Origin of the sequence: Streptomyces sp. NPDC001480, from assembly GCF_042894725.1 — a bacterium.
In the GTDB taxonomy this organism is placed as follows: domain Bacteria; phylum Actinomycetota; class Actinomycetes; order Streptomycetales; family Streptomycetaceae; genus Streptomyces.
In genome coordinates, this window is record NZ_JBIAVX010000011.1 from 40,431 (window position 1) to 57,915 (window position 17,485).

Sequence of the window (17,485 nt, forward strand, 5' to 3'; positions counted from 1 at the left end):
GGCGGCGGCGCGGGGGGCCGGGCGCGCCCGCGGCCCGGCCCCCGCGCGCGCGGGCGGCGGCCCCCCCCCCCCCCCCACCCCCGGGGCATACGTCCACCCACCACCCGTGCGGGGCAGCTGGGAGCGCAGCCCCCTGGCGGGGGCGAAGGGGCGGCGCCCCTGGGGATGGGAACGGGTAGGGGCGGCGGGGGCGAGGAAAAGGTCAGGCCAGCCCCCGCCGGGCCACCGCCGGCGGCCGGTGCCCCGCGATGGACGCCACCATGTCAAGGACCTGCCGCGTCTCCGCCACCTCGTGCACCCGATACACCTGCGCCCCCAACCACGCCGACACGGCAGTCGTGGCCAGCGTCCCCACCACCCGCTCCTTGACCGGCCGGTCCAACGTCTCCCCGACGAAGTCCTTGTTCGACAGCGACACCAGCACGGGCCACCCCGTGGCGACCATCTCCCCGAGCCGCCGCGTCGCCTCCAGACTGTGCCGCGTGTTCTTACCGAAGTCATGTCCGGGATCGATCAGCACCGACTCCCGCGGCACCCCCAGCGCGACCGCCCGCTCGGCCAGGCCCACCGTCACCCGCAGAATGTCCGCCATGACGTCGTCGTACGTCACCCGGTGCGGCCGCGTACGCGGCTCGGCACCCCCCGCGTGCGTGCACACCAGCCCCACCCCGTACCGCGCGGCGACCTCCGCCAGCTGCGGGTCCACCCCGCCCCACGCGTCGTTCAGCAGATCCGCCCCGGCCTCGCAGACCGCCTCCCCGACCTCGGCCCGCCAGGTGTCCACGCTGATGATCACGTCCGGGAAGCGTCGCCGTACCTCCGCCACGAAGCCGACCGTCCGCCGCGCCTCCTCCGCCGCCGACACCTCCTCGCCGGGCCCGGCCTTCACCCCGCCGACGTCGATGATCGCGGCTCCCTCGGCCACCGCCTGCTCCACGCGCGCGAGGGCCGGTTCGTCCCGGAACGTGGCCCCCTGGTCGTAGAAGGAGTCCGGGGTCCGGTTCACGATCGCCATGACCACCGGCTCGTGCGGCCCGAATTCCCGCCTGCCCAGCCTGAGCATCCCCTGTGACCTCTCCTAGTACATACCGGTCAACGGCCGCCTGCGACCCTGACTGTCAGCGTCGCATGGCACGATCGGACCCAGACACTTCAGCATCCGGTGTTCGACACCGGGCACACCGAGCACACCGAGCGTGGGGACCCTAAGCGATGGTTATGTTCTTGTTCCTGGTCGTCGCGCTCGCCGTCGTGGTCGCCGCGGTGACACTCGCCGTGGTGGGCGGCGGCGAGAGCGGTCCGCTGCCCGAGGTCGCGCCGGAGCGCCTGGAGGACCGGTTGCCGCCGGACCGCCCGGTCGGCCACGCGGACGTGGAGAGCCTCCGCTTCCCGCTCGCCCCGCGCGGCTACCGCATGGCCGACGTGGACGACGCGCTCGGCCGCCTCGGCGCCGAACTCGCCGAGCGGGACGCCCGTATCGCCGAACTGACGTCCGCGCTGGCCGGTGCCCGGGCCGCGGCCCACGCCCCGGCCGACAAGCCCGCCCAGGAGGGACAGCAGTGAGCGACGGCACCGCCCTCGCCGGCCCGGACGGCGTACTGCGCTGCCCCTGGGCCCTGTCCGCCGCGGAGTACGTGACGTACCACGACGAGGAGTGGGGCCGCCCGGTCCACGGCGACGACGCCCTCTACGAGCGCCTCAGCCTGGAGGCCTTCCAGTCGGGCCTGTCGTGGATCACGATCCTGCGCCGCCGCCCCGGTTTCCGTGCCGCGTTCGCCGACTTCAAGATCGCCGCGGTGGCCGCCTTCACCGACGAGGACCGCGAACGCCTCCTCGCCGACGCCGGCATCATCCGCAACCGCGCCAAGATCGACGCGACGCTCGCCAACGCGCGCGTGCTCGCCGACTGGTCCCCGGGCGAGCTGGACGAGCTGATCTGGTCCCACGCGCCGGACCCGGCCGGCCGGCCCGTCCCGAAGACCCTGTCCGACGTCCCGCCGGTCACCCCGGAGTCGACGGCCCTGTCCAAGGCGCTGAAGAAGCGGGGCCTGCGCTTCGTCGGCCCGACGACGGCGTACGCCCTGATGCAGGCGTGCGGCCTGGTGGACGACCACCTCCAGGAGTGCGTGGCGAGACGGGCCTGAGCGGCTCACCGGCCCCGCCGGGACCGCCCAGGCACCCGGAGCTCACCGTCCCAGGTACTTCGGCCGCTCCTTGTTCACGAAGGCCTGCACCGCGATCCCGTGGTCCTCGGACTGTCCCGCCCGCGTCTGGAGCTCGTCCTCCTTCTCGAGGGTCTCCGAGAGGGAGTGGGTGAGTCCGTACGCCACGGCCTCCTTGAGCGCCGCGTACGCCACGGTCGGCCCCTCGGCCAGGGCTCGCGCCACCTTCTCCGCCTCGGCCCGCAGCTCACCGGCGGGCACGAGACGGTTGGCGATCCCCAGCTCGTACGCCTCCTGCGCGGTGATGCTGCGCGGGAAGAGCAGCAGGTCGGCCGCCCGGCCCGGGCCGACGACGCGCGGCAGCGTCCAGGAGATGCCGGAGTCGGCGGTCAGGGCCACGCCCGCGAAGGACGTGTTGAAGGCCGCCGTGTCCGCGACCAGCCGGTAGTCGGCCGCGAGCGCGAAGCCGAAGCCCGCCCCCGCCGCGACGCCGTTGACCGCCGCGACCACCGGCTTGGGCGCCTCGGCCAGCGCCCGCACGATCGGGTTGTAGTGCTCCCGTACGGTGCTCATCGTGTGCCCCGCCCCGGTCTCCCGGTCGGCGGCCAGCAGCCCGATGTGCTCCTTGAGGTCCTGCCCCACGCAGAACGCCCGGTCCCCGGCCGCGGTCAGCAGCACCGCCCGTACGGCGTCGTCGGAGGCCGCTGCCAGTGCCGCGTCCCGGAGGGCGACCTTGGTCGCGATGTTCAGCGCGTTCATCGCCTCGGGGCGGTTCAGCGTGATCGTCGCGAGCCCGTCGCTGACCTCGTAGAGCACGGTGTCGGCCATGGCGTATCCCCTTTTGGTGTCGCGGCTGGACGTACCGCTCGGTACGTCGCGTGTCTGAAGGACAGCATGGCCGAGATCATCGTCGGCGTACCGGACCGGACGTGTGACCTGCGTCAAAGAAAGCCGGTCCGCATCCGGCGGGCGGAAGGACCGTGGGGGTGCGCAGTATCGCAGTCACATCCCCGAATTGAGTGGTTTTGCTCGCGCGCGTTGCCCAAGCGATGCCTACCGATGTTGGTCATCGGGTCCTGGGATGCGGGATAATGGCTTGGAAGCAATGTGTTCGACGCCGGTGTCGCGTGTCCTGCCGGACCGCGCGTGCCCTCCCAGGGCCGTCGGCTGACGATGAGCTGGGTTTCAGGAAGGGGAACGAGCATGGCGGCCATGAAGCCGCGGACGGGTGACGGCCCGCTCGAGGTGACCAAGGAGGGGCGGGGCATCGTCATGCGCGTTCCGCTCGAAGGCGGCGGTCGGCTCGTCGTCGAGCTGACCCCCGACGAGGCCGAGGCGCTCGGCGACGCCCTCAAGAAGGTCGTCGTCTGACGCGCGAGCGACCCTGTTCTTCCGGCTGCCCCGACACCGCCCCGGTGCCGGGGCAGCCGTGTTCCCCGGATCTACCCCGACCCTCGCGTACCCGCCCGCACAGCCTTCACGCCCCCCGGACGCCCGAGAGCCCGCAACGGCCGGCGCACAGGCCGCCCACCGCGTGACCACTCTGGCCGCACACTGCATGACCGCTCATCGCTTGACCGCGCACAACAGCCCGTCGCCCACCGGCAGCAGGGACGGCACCAGTTCCTGGCTCTCCCGGACCGTGCGCAGCAGCTCCCGCAGGCGCAGCACCTCGGTGGGCTGCGGTCCCGAGTCCACCGTCCGGCCGTTGCCGAAGACGCCCTCGAAGACCACCACGCCGCCCGGACGCAGCAGGCGCAACGATTCAGCGAGGTAGTCGAGGTACTCGAGGCGGTCGCCGTCGCAGAAGACCAGGTCGTAGCCGGCGTCCGCGAGGCGGGGCAGTACGTCCAGGGCGGGGCCGGGGATGAAGCGGGCGCGGTTGCTGGCGAAGCCGCAGGCACGGAACGCCTGCCGGGCGAACTGCTGGTGCTCCGGCTCCGGATCCACGGTGGTCAGCACCCCGTCGGGCCGCATCCCGTGCAGCAGGTGGATCCCGGAGACGCCGGTACCGGTCCCGATCTCCGCGACCGCCTTGGCGTCCACGGTGGCGGCGAGCAACCGCAGCGCGGCGCCCGTGCCGGGCGACACCGAGCGCAGCCCGGCCTCCCGGGCCCGGTCACGGGCCCAGAGCAGCGCGTCCTCCTCGGCGACAAAGGCGTCGGCGAACGCCCAGCTCGTCTGCCGGTTGCCGGTAATGACCCTCTCCTGTCCCGTGGTTGCCTGGGCGTGACTGTATCCGTTGCCCCGGGAACCCGCAGATGGGACCGGGCGTTTAAAGGGATGAGCGAGTGGCGCGGGACCCGACGGGGGGTAAGAGGTGGATCAGAGCGACGAGCAAGTGCTGACGCAGCCGTATGAGCCGTATCAGCCCAGATCAAATTCTCGTAAAACCGCTTATCCGGAGCTAACGGGCGAGGTGGCTATGGTAGGGGCTCCACTGGACACCACCAGAGCCGACAGGGGAGGTGCGGCCGCGCCTGTGGATCGGGGAGGAGTGCTACGGCGCTTCCTCGGATCGGCGGGCAGGCCGAAATCCGTGAACGACACCGCTGCCGACCACGGCCACACGGCCGACGTCGCCCAGACCGCGACCTTCTCCACCGACGCGGACGGGCAGGCGTGGACTCCGCCCACCTGGGAGGAGATCGTCAGCACGCACAGCGGCCGGGTATACCGGCTCGCGTACCGTCTCACGGGCAACCAGCACGACGCCGAGGACCTCACCCAGGAGGTCTTCGTCCGCGTCTTCCGCTCCCTGTCGACGTACTCGCCGGGCACCTTCGAGGGCTGGCTGCACCGCATCACCACCAACCTCTTCCTGGACATGGTCCGGCGCAAGCAGCGCATCCGCTTCGACGCCCTCGGCGAGGACGCGGCCGAGCGGCTGCCCAGCAAGGAGCCGACCCCGCAGCAGGCCTTCAACGACGCGCACTTCGACGCGGACGTCCAGCAGGCCCTGGACACCCTCGCGCCGGAGTTCCGCGCCGCGGTCGTCCTGTGCGACATCGAAGGGCTGTCGTACGAGGAGATCGCCGCGACCCTCGGCGTGAAGCTCGGCACGGTCCGCTCCCGTATCCACCGCGGCCGCTCCCAGCTCCGCAAGGCGCTGGCGCACCGCGCGCCCCAGGCCCGGCCGGCCGGGCGGCGCTCCTTCGTGGCCCGCGTCCCCGTCCTGGGGGGAGGGAGCGCGACCGCGTGAGTGGATCACGGCCGAAACCTGCTGAGGGGCAACTGGCAGAGCAGCACCTGGGAGACCGACTCTCCGCCCTGGTCGACGGAGAGCTCGGTCATGAGTCGCGTGAGCGTGTCCTGGCCCACCTGGCCACCTGTGCCCGGTGCAAGGCGGAGGCGGACGCCCAGCGCCGACTGAAGAACGTGTTCGCGGAGGCGGCCCCTCCGCCGCCCTCCGAGAGCTTCCTGGCCCGCCTCCAGGGACTCCCCGGAGGAGGTGACCCGGACGGCGGTGGTACGCCGCTGGGCGGGGGCGGATTCCCCGGACCATCCTCCGGCACCGGGGTCTTCGGCGTGAGCCGGAGCGAGCCTTTCGAGTTCGGTTACGTGCCGGCGGGCCCGCACGCCTCCGAGCCCGCCGACCGCGGTTTCCGCATCCACCCCGTCGGCCGCCCGGACACCGACCGCTCGGCCTCGCGCGGGAGGCGCTTCGCGTTCGTCGCCGCCGGGGCGGTGTCGCTGGCCGCGGTCGCGCTGGGCGGCGTGACCGCCGGCTTCCCCACCGATCCGACCGCCGACGCCCGTGGCGGATCCGGCGGCGGCAGCGTGGCCCCGGCCCGCACGACGGGCACGGGAGCGACGTCGGCACCCGAGAACCAGCGCCGCCGCACGAACGCGCCGATGCTGGCGCAGAGCACGCGGCTGGCGACGCCGACGGCGCCGACCTCGGTGTCCGCGCCGCTGCTGCCCGGACAACCGTCGTCCATCACCGGCCGGGACCGGGAGGTCACCCTGACCACACCGGTGGTGGTCGGTGCGGCCGTCATGTCCCCGCTGATACGTCCGCTCGCTCCGCCCCCGCCGTTCGCCCTCACCTCGTGGTCCTCGGCGCCCGATGCCACCGGCGCCGGGCGGCTCGCCGTGCCGGTCCCGGACCCGACGTCCGCGCCCGCAGTGTCCCCCTCCGCACGTCCCGCTTCACGCTTCGCCCCCTGACCGGCCTCTGCGCCCCGGCCCGCACACCTGGTTGAATCCTGTGTGGGCCGCGCCCGCGGTGCAGTCCGGGGCGCGGAATCGACGATCCGCGGCCGGCATCGACGTGCCGGGCCGCGGCGAGCCGTGGGGAGAACATGAACGAGGGGAACGGGGTCCGGCCGGGGGAGACCGGGGAGGCCGAGCCCACGCCGGGCGGCGCGGGGGCCGACGGCGACTTCGAGCTGGCGCGGCCGGCGACGGCCCCTGGCGATCCGGCCGGGGACGACTTCGAACTGGCCGGTCCGTCGACTCCGGCTGCCGGTGAGCCGGTTGTCGGTGAGCCGGTTGTCAGGGAGCGGGAGGCGGTGACCGGGTCCGAGGCGCCCGTGGCGGCTGCCCCGGCCCCCTCGCCCGCCGACCGCCCCAAGCCCCTGCACGACCCGGACCCGTACGGCACCCCGCCGTACGGCCGGCCGGGCCCGTGGGCGCCTGCCCCGCCGGTCCAGCACCCGGCGGCGACACCGGCCCAGGGCACGGCGTTTCCGGTGCCCGCGGAGCCGCCGCTCGCCGTACCCCCGGCAACCACGCGGCTCGAACCCCCGCACATCGCGCCCGCCGCACCGGCCCCCGCCCCCGACCCGGCCACCCCGCCGCCCGCCGACCCGTGGCACCGCTACGACCCCTGGGCGGCTCCGGCCTCGGCATCGACCTCGGCACCGGCCCACGCCCCACTCCAGCAGACCGGTGCCGCCGTGCCGACGGTGCGGGAGCGGCGCGGGCGGGCCAGGCGGATCCTCGTGGGCGGAGCGGTTGCGCTCGCGCTGGTATCCGGGGGCGTAGGAGGTGCCGTGGGCGCGTATCTGGAGCGCGAAGGCGGGATCGGGACCATCACGCTGCCGCAGGCCGGGAAGGAGCCCGCCGGGCGCCCCGCGGACAGCGTGGCCGGGATCGCCGCCCGCGCGCTGCCCAGTGTCGTCACGCTGCATGTCAAGAGCGGCGACGAGCAGGCCACCGGCACCGGCTTCGTCCTGGACACACGCGGCCACATCCTCACCAACAACCATGTCGTCGAGCCCGCCGCGGCCGACGGCGACATCACGGTGACCTTCAGCGGCGGCGACACCGCCGGGGCCCGGATCGTCGGCCGGGACACCGGCTACGACCTGGCCGTCGTCCAGGTCAGCGGCGTACACGGGCTCACGCCCCTGCCCCTCGGCAACTCCGACAACGTCCGGGTGGGCGACCCCGTCGTCGCCATCGGCGCCCCCTTCGACCTCGCGGGCACCGTGACCTCCGGCATCATCAGCGCCACGGAACGGCCCATCACGGCGGGTGGCAAGCGGGGGGACGGCAGCGACGTGTCGTACGTCGACGCGCTCCAGACCGACGCCCCGATCAACCCCGGCAACTCCGGCGGACCCCTGCTCGACTCACGGGCCCGGGTCGTCGGCATCAACTCGGCCATCCGCTCCGCCGACAGCGGCTCGGACTCCGGCGACGGCCGGGCCGGCTCCATAGGCCTCGGCTTCGCCATCCCCGTCAACCAGGCCCGACGCGTCGCCGAGGAGCTGATCAACACGGGGAAGGCGACCCACCCGGTGATCGGCGTGACCCTGGACATGGACTACGCCGGCGACGGCGCCCGCATCGGCACCAAGGGCGGCAACGGCGGCCCCGCGGTCACCGTGGGCGGCCCCGGTGACCGGGCCGGCCTCAAGGCGGGCGACGTCATCACCGCGATCGACGGCAAGGCCGTCCACTCCGGCGACGAGCTGATCATCAGGACCCGTGCGCACCGTCCCGGCGACCACCTGCGGCTCACCGTCCGGCGCGACAGCCGCACGCGGGAGGTCTCCCTCGTACTGGGATCGTCCGACAGCAACTGACAGAAACCCCATAGCAAGGGCCGGACCCATGGCCCGACTAGGCAAACAACCCGGAAAACCGGCCGCCCGCACCCGGTCGCGCGCCTCGGCAAGGTACCGGTCGGACAGGTACGCCGGGTACCGTGGGACCGGCCCGGACCACGGAAGACCCGCACCGCAGACCGCTGAGGGCCGAGGACCGAGGACATCGCGAGGAGCTTCAGGTGTTCAATGACATAGGACCACTCGAGCTGGTGACGATCGTCGTGCTCGCCGTGCTCGTCTTCGGTCCGGACAAGCTCCCGAAGGTCATCCAGGACGTCACGCGTACGATCCGGAAGATCCGTGAGTTCTCCGAGAGCGCCAAGCAGGACATCCGGCAGGAACTGGGCCCCGAGTTCAAGGACTTCGAGTTCGAGGACCTCAACCCCAAGACGTTCGTCCGCAAGCACCTGGACAACGACGAACTGGGGCTCAAGGAGATCCGCAACGGCTTCGACCTGAAGAAGGAGATGGCCGAGGTCACCGACGCGGTCAACAGCCGCGAGAGCGAAGCCTCCGGCTCATCGGGCTCCGTCGGCTCCTCCGGCGGCCGTGTCGACATGACGAAGAAGCCGGAGGACTCCGGCAAGGACGACCGCCCGCCCTTCGACGCGGACGCCACCTGAGCCTCGTACGCCTGCACGGTTCGTGACGCGTCTCACTACCCCGCACGCGCCCGTGCGCGGCACGAACCGCCCGCTGCGCGACCTACGCGCCGGGCGGCTCCCCATCCTCGCTCAGCAGTGTGGATATGCTGCCGAGTTGTTGTGCGGACCGGGCGAGTACGTCCGAAGGGGGGCGGGCCGCCCCGGTCCGACGAGAGCTAGGAGGCGTCCGGGCACATGGAGACGACAAGTCGGTCAGTCGCGCAGGCGCCGGCCGCGGAGGGCGGACAGCGGTTCGCCTCCGCCCGGCGCACGGTCGACGGCTACCTGCTGGCGCCCTTCCCTTGGTACGGCCTCGACGAGGCGTTCACGGGTCCGCGCCGGCTGATGCAGGTCGGTATGGCGGCCGATGGCGCCGTCGAGCACGGGTCGATCGGGCATGGCGACGAACCCTCCGTACGCAACGAGCACACCGCCGCGTCCGGGGACGAGCCGAGGGAGAAGTTCGCGGTCGTCGTCACCGTCGCCGCGAATCCGTCCCGGCGGAGCGCCGACGGCACGGGGCTGTTGGAGGCCACGTCGGTCTCCTCGGCGGCCTGGCTGGCCGGTGTGGGCCTGCTGTCCTTCACCTGGCCCGGCCAGATGGACCACAGCCTGCGCGACGACTGGCTGGAACAGCAGACGGAGACCGCGTGGGCCCTCGCCGACGACCTCTCCGGCCCCGAGTGGTCCACCCTGTCCCTGCCCGTGGACGGCGTGCCCGCCCCCTTCCACTACCGCGAGTCGGAGTTCGGCTGGGTGCTCGCCGGCTCCACCGAGGCGGGCGTCCACCTGGGCGCGTACGGCAGGGGGATGAGCGCGTACGGGCTGGGCTTCGCGGTGGTGAAGGACATCGCGGCGTACGCCTAGTGAGCCGTCCGGTTCACCGTCTTCACCGGGCCGGGTCCGGGTGCCGAGCGGCATCTGGACCCGTCGGACGTCCTAATGGCGGTTCAGGTTGTACCAGATGCCCACGACAGCCGTGAACTGTACGAGGATCCAGGCGATCTGACTGGAAAAGCCCCGCATCTGGTAGATCGACAGCAACAGGGCGGAGCGGCTGGGCCAGTACTGCCGTTCTTCCCGAAACGTCGCCATGTCCATCCAGATGCTGGTGAGCGTCAGGACGGACAGCAGGAGCACCATGTACAGCAGGAACGTACCGGGGTCGGTGCGAGTGATGCCAATGAGTAGAAAGCCCACACAGATGGGACCGCCGTAGGCGGCTGTGAGGCTCCAAGCGCGCAGGGGACCCTGACGTCCGGGCAGCAGGCGCCAGAGGGCGCCGAGGGTGAAACCGGCGACCGCCCATGCCAGCTGGTACACGATGAAATTAGCGAAGAATTGGGGAAGGCTGGTGGGACTGCTGTAGAACAGCAATTGTTCCATCGTGTCCTGCACTTCGTAATAGGTGAGGGCGCCACTGGCCGGGACACCGAAAAAGAATGCCAGCCGCGCCGCGCGGAGCGCATTGTCCCACCAATGTGCGTCTGGGCCCAGGGTCAGTGCGACGTCCAGCACGGAAACTTGATCCGGTGGGCTCGTTCCCCTGCATCCCGCGACCAGCCACTGGTGTAGCCCGTGCAGCCTCTCCTCCAGTTGTTCGCAGGTGACACCGCCGGCGCGCCCCTGGTCCAGCAAGTACATCTGGTGGTTCAGGTGGCGGTACTCGTGGGCTTTCTGCATCAGTTCCCGTCTACATCTCTTGCTGTTCAGTCTCTGCGCGCAGAAGGTGTCTCCCAGCCGGTTGAGTGTCGAATACCGTCGCCCCGCGGTCAGGGCGATATACAGGGTGAATACGCTCAACACCAGCCAGGCGCCGTTCAGTGCTCTGAAACCCGAGAAAATGGCGGCCCTGATACCCACGAACAAGGAGAACGCCGAGACGATCAGTAGAAGATCGGAGTTGCTCGGCCCAATGGAAAAGTATGCGCGTCCACGCGGGGAACGTGGTAGCTGACGAGCGCGAAAGTGCAGCAGAGCCACCAACGCAATACCGGTCAAAACCCAGCTGTAGGCGAAGACCCATGTGAGGTCGGTAAAGGCGAAGTTCGCCAGTACCTTGTTCACCTGCTTCTCGTAATTAGCCGAATTCGCTCGCTCGGTCAACCAAGTGCTGCGCTCCCACTGACGTTGCGTCGTCCACCACAGGCATGTGAGCAAGACACCTGCGGCGGCCACCAGCACGGCCCCGACGGCAGCGACGCATCGTCCCGGCGACCTGTCCCACTCGGCGCCCCAGCGAGCGCGTACCAGTCCGCCTTCCTGGGCGAAACGCCATGCCCAGGCGGTCATCGCAGCCAGCCACAGCCACATGGTCGCAAGGCCCAGCAGGACGAGTGCGCAGCGACCCAGGGGAGCCGCTGTGCTCGGTTCCAGGCTCTCGGGCAGCCCGAAGAGGTCATGGGCCAGTACCACCAGAAAGCCAATGCCCGCCACCGAAGAAGCGGTTGCGATGACGACGCGAGCCGGACGGCGTCGCAGACCTGTCGATTCGGAGGGTTCGTCGGGCACGACGCCAGGAGACGCGGCACGGTTCCAGGGGCAGGCGGCGAGGACCAGGGCCCAGCCCGCTGGGATGCAGATCAGGGCGTGCCACCGGGCTGAGATGCCGGGCAGTTGAATGAGCAGTAGCAGTGTCACGGCCACTGCCACATTGAGCAGCGTCCAGTACACCAGTGTCTGCGTGAGCGCCCGTCCCCGCGGGGGCTGCTGAGGCGCCCGCCGCCCGTTGGCCGGCTGTGTCCGCTGGGCACGGAGTGCGGCCAGGGCGATCACGGCCGAGGCACACACCCACCACGAGGCGATGGCCGCTGAACTCCACAGCGGTGATCCCGACCCGGTGAGACTCAGTGCCAGGGAACGTTGCCAGGGAAGGTCGACGTCGATTCGGACGCTACTGGGGAACTGATTGCTCCATGCCAGGCTGTTCGAGCTGGCGGACGACGCCCGGCCGGACAGGTCATCGAAGTTGAGGTCGCTGAGCTTGGCGTCGATCAATTTCCAGCGAATGTTCTGAAGCGCGGGCGGCTGGAGGAGGACATGCCACTTCTTTCCGCCTGCTTTCTCGATCACCCAGGGGCCGACTCGGATGTTCTTGACACCGGTGTTGCTGGTGTCGATCGTGTTGAACGCGGTGTAGCTCACCTTCACGGTGTCGTTTCTGGCATTCACCAGAGGATCGTGCGGGCGCCACTCGTTCTGTGTGCCAGGGTTGCGTTGTTTCCGCAGCAGACACCCCATCGCTTTTCGATAGCGCTCGGAATCCTCGCTGTATGTCAGGTGTCTGGCCAACGGCCATGTCTTCGGTACCTCGATCTCTATGTCCGAAGTGGCCATGGGAGAAGCCGGAGGGTGTTCCTCGAACCGGATGTGCGCGGTGACCTGGCTGGTACCGAGAAGGTCCGACCGACAACCGTCCCGAACCTTCACCTCGGCCTGTGCGGTCCCGCACCCCCACCCCGAGACCGTCAGGACGACAAGCAGCAGAAACCGCCAGAACCACCGGGTCTTCCTCATCGCGCCCACACCTCTCCCTGTCCCCGGCGAATTTAGGCAGGGTGTTGTACATGTCATGCGCTGACACACAGCACGAGCTCGAACGCCCACTCCATCGGATGCTGCCCGTGGCATTTGCGCGAGTACGATCACGGCCCGAGAATGGAAACGTCCGGTGACCGTCAGCCGTTTGACGGAGGAACCATGACCGACGCAGAAGCGACCGTTTCAAGGAATCCACTGCCCCGCTTCGAGGAAGCCGAGGGGCTGGGAGCCGAGGACGCGGAATTCGTTCGGGACGTGGTGGCGGTGCTGGAGAAACACGGAAACCTGAACCGCTTCGGCCTGTGCCTCCTGCACGACCATTTCCCGGTCGCCGCGGACGAGGTGCTGGTGGAGACGAACGACCCCCGGGCCCGCACGCTCCACTCGCACGTGGAGAAGGCGGACAGGACACGGCACACCAAGGCCTCTCAGTGGCGGTTCGTGCCGCATGAGGAGGCCGGGCCGGCCGCGGGGGCCCAGGGAGGCTCCTACCGTGTGATCCAGCTGTGCACGCCGCTCGATCTGTGCCCCGGGCGCGAGGCCGAGCAGCGGGACCAGTGACCGCGACCGCAGCGGAAGGCATACGGCGAGGGGGCCGCCGTCCGTGAAGGACGGCGGCCCCCTCGCCGTAGGAGGACCTGGAACGAAGCCCTAGAACTTGTTCTTCGGCGTGATCCCCAGCGACAGCCCCGAAAGCCCCCGCTGCCTGCCCCCGAGCTTCCCCGCGATCGACCGGAGTGCGGAACCCGCCGGGGAGTCCGGGTCGGTGAGGACGACCGGCTTGCCCTCGTCGCCGCCCTCGCGGAGGCGGACGTCGATGGGGATGTTGCCGAGGACCGGGACGGTCGTACCCGTGGTGCGGGTGAGGCCGTCGGCGACCAGCTGGCCGCCGCCCGTGCCGAAGACGTCGACCATCTCGCCGCAGTGCGGGCAGGGCAGCCCGGACATGTTCTCGACGACGCCGACGATCTTCTGGTGGGTCTGGACGGCGATGGAGCCCGCGCGCTCGGCGACCTCGGCCGCCGCCTGCTGGGGGGTCGTGACGACGAGGATCTCGGCGTTCGGGATCAGCTGGGCCACCGAGATGGCGATGTCACCGGTGCCGGGCGGCAGGTCCAGGAGCAGGACGTCGAGGTCGCCCCAGTAGACGTCCGCGAGGAACTGCTGGAGGGCGCGGTGGAGCATCGGGCCGCGCCAGACGACCGGCGCGTTGCCCGGGGTGAACATGCCGATGGAGATGACCTTCACGCCGTTCGCGGACGGCGGCATGATCATGTTCTCGACCTGGGTCGGGCGGCCGTCGGCGCCCAGCATGCGCGGCACCGAGTGGCCGTAGATGTCGGCGTCGACCACGCCCACCTTGAGACCGTCGGCCGCCATCGCCGCCGCGAGGTTCACCGTCACCGAGGACTTGCCCACGCCGCCCTTGCCGGAGGCGACCGCGTAGACACGGGTCAGGTTGCCGGGCTTGGCGAAGGGGACCTCGCGCTCGGTCTGGCCGCCGCGCAGGGCGGTCGCCAGCTCGCGCCGCTGCTCGTCGCTCATCACGTCGAGCGTGACGTCGACCCGGGTGACGCCCTCGACCCGGGAGACCGCCTCGGTGACCCGCTGCGTGATCGTCTCGCGCATCGGGCAGCCGGAGACCGTCAGGTACACCGTGACCGCGACCGCCCCGTCCGCGCCGATCTCCACCGATTTGACCATCCCCAGTTCGGTGATGGGTCGGTTGATCTCGGGGTCGTTCACCGTCGCCAGTGCCTCGCGCACCGCGTCTTCCGTTGCCATAAGGACGATGGTACGGCGCCCGGAGGGGCCTGCGGGTAGCCCCTCAGCGGTCGTCTGCGTCACGTCCCGGTGACCGTTCCGACCGCTCTGTCGGGAATACGACGTGCCCGTCGTGGCGCCGCCGGTCCTCGATCTCCTTCACCAGGTCCTGGAGCTCGGAGCGCATCCAGTCCCGGGTCGCCACCTCGCCCAGGCCGGTCCGCAGCGCGGCGATCTCACGTGTCAGGTACTCGGTGTCCGCGATCGACCGCTCGTTCTGCTTGCGGTCCTGTTCGAGATTGACCCGGTCGCGGTCGTCCTGCCGGTTCTGCGCGAGCAGGATCAGCGGGGCCGCGTAGGAGGCCTGGAGCGACAGCATCAGGGTCAGGAAGATGAACGGGTACTGGTCGAAACGCAGGGACACCGGCGCGGCGATGTTCCACACCACCCACAGGATGATGACGACCGTCATCCAGACGATGAAGCGTCCCGTGCCCAGGAAGCGGGCGATCTTCTCCGAGAGCCGTCCGAAGGCCTCCGGATCCCATTCGGGCAGGAACCGGCGCCGGGGCGGGCGCGGCTGGTCGAGGCGGGGGGCGCGCGGCCGGGCGGCGGCGGTGGCCCCCGCCGGGGTGCGCTCACGGACGCCGGTCTCACGCTCAGGAGCCATGCGCTTCCACCTCCTCGTCCTCCAGGTGGAACTCCGTCTCCCGCCAGTCGTCCGGCAGCATGTGGTCCAGCACGTCGTCCACGGTGACCGCCCCCAGCAGCGCCCCGGCCTCGTCGACGACGGGCGCCGCGACCATGTCGTACGTGGCGAAGAACCCGGCGACGACGGGCAGCGCGGCGTCCGGGTCGAGCGTTTGCAGGTCGTCGTCGACGAGCGAGCTGACCAGGGTGTACGGGGGGTCCCGCAGCAGGCGCTGGAAGTGGACCGTGCCGAGGTACTTGCCGGTCGGGGTCTCGTCGGGCGGGCGGCAGACGTAGACCTGGGCGGCGAGGGCGGGGGACAGGTCGGGGTTGCGGACCCGGGCGAGCGCGTCGGCGACGGTGGCGTCCGGCCGCAGCACGATCGGCTCGGTGGTCATCAGACCGCCCGCGGTGTGCTCCTCGTACGACATCAGGCGCCGCATGTCCGCCGCGTCGCCGGGCTGCATCAGGCTCAGCAGCCGCTCCTGGTCCTCCTCGGGCAGCTCGGCGAGCAGGTCGGCCGCGTCGTCGGGGTCCATGGCCTCCAGGACGTCCGCCGCGCGCTCCTCCTTCAGTTTGCCGAGGATCTCGATCTGGTCGTCCTCCGGCAGCTCCTCCAGGACGTCGGCGAGCCGGTCGTCGTCGAGGGCGGCGGCGACCTCGGCGCGCCGCTTGGCGGAGAGGTGGTGCAGCACGTTGGCCAGGTCGGCGGGGCGCAGCTGCTCGAAGGTGGCGAGCAGGCTCTCGGCGCCCTGCCCCTGCTCCTCCAGGGAGAAGCCGGTGACGGCGGACCACTCCACGGTCAGCGTCTCGCCCTTCGCCCGCCGGAAGGCGCCGGCCTTTCTGCCCTTGCGCACGAAGACCCGGTCGACCTCCCAGTCCCGGCGGGCCGGCAGCTGCTGCACCGCCAGGTCCAGGACGGTCACCTCCTCGTCGGTCTCGACGAGCTTGACGCGCCGGTCGAGTAGTTCCCCGAAGACGAGGCGCTCGGTGGGCCGCTGCTCGAAGCGGCGGACGTTGAGGACGCCGGTGGAGATGACCTGTCCGGACTCGATGCTCGTCACCCGGGTCATGGGCAGGAAGATGCGGCGCCTGGTGGTCAGTTCGACGACCAGCCCGAGCAGCCTCGGGGGGCGTCGTCGGACGCGCAGCATGACGACCAGGTCGCGGACGCGGCCCACCTGGTCGCCGGTCGGATCGAAGACAGGGATACCGGCGAGGTGCGAGACGAAGATGCGGGGGACGCCGGCTGCCATGGCTGTGCTTCCTTTACTTACGGCGTGCTTCGGGCTGTGGCGCTGGATGCGCTCCTGAGGGGTCCTCGCACCAGGCCCGCCCGGGCCGCGCGGCCTGGCACCGCACCTCGCGGCGTTGCCGAAACGCCCACGTGGCTCCGCCACGAGGGCGCTCCGGCGCCTTGCGATGCACGGCACCAGACCACGCGACCTCACCGGGCGCTCCTGGTGCGAGGACCCCTTGTTCCGAATTGCCCGCTCGGTGGGGTTCAGGCTAGCCCGTCCCGATGGCGGACGCGCTGGTGGGCGGTCCGGACGGACTGGCTCCGCTCGTGGTCCGGCGCCCCGGTACGCTGCCGTACGCCGCTCAGGATCCGTCAGAAAGGCAGCCCCACCTGTGACTGCGATTCCCCAGGGCCGTACTCGCCGGACCGCGCTGCTGAGCGCGACGTGCGCACTGGTCGTGACAGGGGCGGCGCTCGCGGGATGCAGTGGTGAGGATCCGGACGCGGGCACGAACGGGGTCGGCAAGCTGGCCCCGGACAAGATCCAGTCGCAGACGCGTACGGTGGCCCGCTCCGCGCGGGCGGTGCGGCTGTCGGGGACCGTGGTCACCAGCGGGCGCACGTACACGCTGGACATGCGGCTGAAGGACGACGGCGGCACGGGCTCGGTCACCTCGAAGGGGGCGACCTTCCGGCTGCTGCGGGTCGGCGAGCAGCTGTACCTGAAGGCCGGCGCGGACTTCTGGAACCACGCCGACGGCAGCGACGGGAACACGGCGGCCGCGGGCAAACTCGACGGCAAGTACGTCAAGGTGCCTACGGGCGACCCCGCGTACAAGAAGTTCAGCGGCTTCACGGACAAGGACCTCCTCCTCGACGGACTGCTGACCCTGCACGGCGAGCTGGCGAAGGACGGCCACTACGAGCAGTCCGGCGTTCGCACCATCCGCATCACCGGCGACAAGGGCTCCGGCGGCACGCTGGACGTCTCCCTCGAGGGCAAGCCGTATCCGCTCCGCCTGGCCCGCGCCGGCGGAGCGGGGACGCTCCGCTTCTCGGACTGGGGCAAGGACTTCTCGGTCTCCGAACCGGCCAAGGGATCGACGGTGGACTACGGGAAGCAGTTGCCGACGTCTTAGGGGCGGCGCGGGGCTGCCGGGCGGGCGGCTCGCCGTCCGCGGCGGACTTTCCCGGGCCGGTGCTCGTGAGGTGCGGCTGCACCTCGGTGAGGCCGGCGTGTTCGGCCAGTTGGGCCGGTGGGTGGGGGCGCGGCTGGGCTTCCAGGTCCCGCGGTCGCACGACCTGCCCGCCCCTCTTCGACCCGCGGTCGAGGAAATCCGCCGCGACGGCGCTCAACCACGATGGTGGCTCCGTGCGGTGCCGGAC

17 protein-coding genes are annotated in these 17,485 nt (G+C 71.0%); 10 read left to right on the forward strand and 7 right to left on the reverse strand.

Features of this window, described 5'->3' with window-relative positions:
* Positions 1-202: 202 nt before the first annotated feature.
* Positions 203-1,063 carry a dihydropteroate synthase gene (gene folP, locus ACFY01_RS26820; RefSeq protein ID WP_390738290.1) on the reverse strand — a complete coding sequence of 287 codons (861 nt, stop codon included), beginning with the start codon at positions 1,061-1,063 and terminating at the stop codon, positions 203-205.
* Positions 1,064-1,212: 149 nt separating this feature from the next.
* On the opposite strand from folP, the gene ACFY01_RS26825 reads away from it, so the two are divergent.
* The gene (locus ACFY01_RS26825; protein WP_390738291.1) at positions 1,213-1,563 is read left to right on the forward strand and encodes a DivIVA domain-containing protein; all 351 of its coding nucleotides are present in this window, start codon (positions 1,213-1,215) and stop codon (positions 1,561-1,563) included.
* Complete coding sequence (locus tag ACFY01_RS26830) at positions 1,560-2,144, forward strand: DNA-3-methyladenine glycosylase I (protein ID WP_390738292.1); 585 nt, start codon at positions 1,560-1,562, stop codon at positions 2,142-2,144. The genes ACFY01_RS26825 and ACFY01_RS26830 overlap by 4 nt, the downstream gene beginning before the upstream one ends.
* A 42-nt stretch (positions 2,145-2,186) precedes the next feature.
* Here the strand turns inward: ACFY01_RS26830 and ACFY01_RS26835 are convergent, their stop codons facing one another.
* A complete protein-coding gene (locus tag ACFY01_RS26835; RefSeq protein ID WP_390738293.1) occupies positions 2,187-2,990 on the reverse strand; it encodes an enoyl-CoA hydratase/isomerase family protein in 804 nt (267 codons plus the stop codon).
* A gap of 375 nt (positions 2,991-3,365) precedes the next feature.
* Here ACFY01_RS26835 and ACFY01_RS26840 point away from each other — a divergent pair, with 375 nt between their 5' ends.
* Complete coding sequence (locus tag ACFY01_RS26840; protein ID WP_018544333.1) at positions 3,366-3,533, forward strand: DUF3117 domain-containing protein; 168 nt, start codon at positions 3,366-3,368, stop codon at positions 3,531-3,533.
* Between the two features lie 195 nt (positions 3,534-3,728).
* On the opposite strand, the gene ACFY01_RS26845 is transcribed toward ACFY01_RS26840, so the two are convergent.
* Positions 3,729-4,361, reverse strand: a complete 633-nt coding sequence (locus ACFY01_RS26845; RefSeq protein WP_390738566.1) for an O-methyltransferase — start codon at positions 4,359-4,361, stop codon at positions 3,729-3,731.
* Between the two features lie 298 nt (positions 4,362-4,659).
* Here ACFY01_RS26845 and sigE point away from each other — a divergent pair, with 298 nt between their 5' ends.
* The 5 genes from sigE (at position 4,660) to ACFY01_RS26870 (ending at position 9,732) form a co-directional block, all read left to right on the forward strand.
* On the forward strand, positions 4,660-5,364 hold the full coding sequence (gene sigE / locus ACFY01_RS26850) for an RNA polymerase sigma factor SigE (protein WP_390738567.1): 705 nt from the start codon (positions 4,660-4,662) through the stop codon (positions 5,362-5,364).
* Entirely contained in the window at positions 5,361-6,332 is a 972-nt protein-coding gene (locus ACFY01_RS26855; protein ID WP_390738294.1) for an anti-sigma factor family protein, read from the forward strand. Before sigE ends, ACFY01_RS26855 begins: the two co-directional genes overlap by 4 nt.
* A gap of 134 nt (positions 6,333-6,466) precedes the next feature.
* Complete coding sequence (locus ACFY01_RS26860) at positions 6,467-8,197, forward strand: trypsin-like peptidase domain-containing protein (protein ID WP_390738295.1); 1,731 nt, start codon at positions 6,467-6,469, stop codon at positions 8,195-8,197.
* A gap of 203 nt (positions 8,198-8,400) precedes the next feature.
* Complete coding sequence (locus tag ACFY01_RS26865; RefSeq protein ID WP_390738296.1) at positions 8,401-8,844, forward strand: sec-independent translocase; 444 nt, start codon at positions 8,401-8,403, stop codon at positions 8,842-8,844.
* Positions 8,845-9,060: 216 nt separating this feature from the next.
* Positions 9,061-9,732 (forward strand): hypothetical protein, encoded by a 672-nt coding sequence (locus tag ACFY01_RS26870; RefSeq protein WP_390738297.1) that lies wholly within the window; start codon positions 9,061-9,063, stop codon positions 9,730-9,732.
* A gap of 72 nt (positions 9,733-9,804) precedes the next feature.
* On the opposite strand, the gene ACFY01_RS26875 is transcribed toward ACFY01_RS26870, so the two are convergent.
* Positions 9,805-12,381 carry a DUF6185 family protein gene (locus ACFY01_RS26875; RefSeq protein WP_390738298.1) on the reverse strand — a complete coding sequence of 859 codons (2,577 nt, stop codon included), beginning with the start codon at positions 12,379-12,381 and terminating at the stop codon, positions 9,805-9,807.
* 183 nt (positions 12,382-12,564) lie between these two features.
* Between ACFY01_RS26875 and ACFY01_RS26880 the strand changes: the two genes are divergently transcribed.
* Complete coding sequence (locus ACFY01_RS26880) at positions 12,565-12,966, forward strand: hypothetical protein (protein ID WP_390738299.1); 402 nt, start codon at positions 12,565-12,567, stop codon at positions 12,964-12,966.
* Between the two features lie 90 nt (positions 12,967-13,056).
* On the opposite strand, the gene ACFY01_RS26885 is transcribed toward ACFY01_RS26880, so the two are convergent.
* From ACFY01_RS26885 to ACFY01_RS26895, 3 genes are read right to left on the reverse strand one after another with little or no spacing between them, the layout of a single operon-like run.
* The gene (locus ACFY01_RS26885; RefSeq protein WP_390738300.1) at positions 13,057-14,190 is read right to left on the reverse strand and encodes an Mrp/NBP35 family ATP-binding protein; all 1,134 of its coding nucleotides are present in this window, start codon (positions 14,188-14,190) and stop codon (positions 13,057-13,059) included.
* A gap of 43 nt (positions 14,191-14,233) precedes the next feature.
* A complete protein-coding gene (locus tag ACFY01_RS26890) occupies positions 14,234-14,839 on the reverse strand; it encodes a DUF1003 domain-containing protein (protein WP_390738301.1) in 606 nt (201 codons plus the stop codon).
* On the reverse strand, positions 14,829-16,115 hold the full coding sequence (locus ACFY01_RS26895) for a magnesium transporter MgtE N-terminal domain-containing protein (RefSeq protein WP_390738302.1): 1,287 nt from the start codon (positions 16,113-16,115) through the stop codon (positions 14,829-14,831). Before ACFY01_RS26895 ends, ACFY01_RS26890 begins: the two co-directional genes overlap by 11 nt.
* A gap of 376 nt (positions 16,116-16,491) precedes the next feature.
* Between ACFY01_RS26895 and ACFY01_RS26900 the strand changes: the two genes are divergently transcribed.
* Positions 16,492-17,238, forward strand: a complete 747-nt coding sequence (locus ACFY01_RS26900; protein ID WP_390738303.1) for a hypothetical protein — start codon at positions 16,492-16,494, stop codon at positions 17,236-17,238.
* Positions 17,239-17,485: the final 247 nt, after the last annotated feature.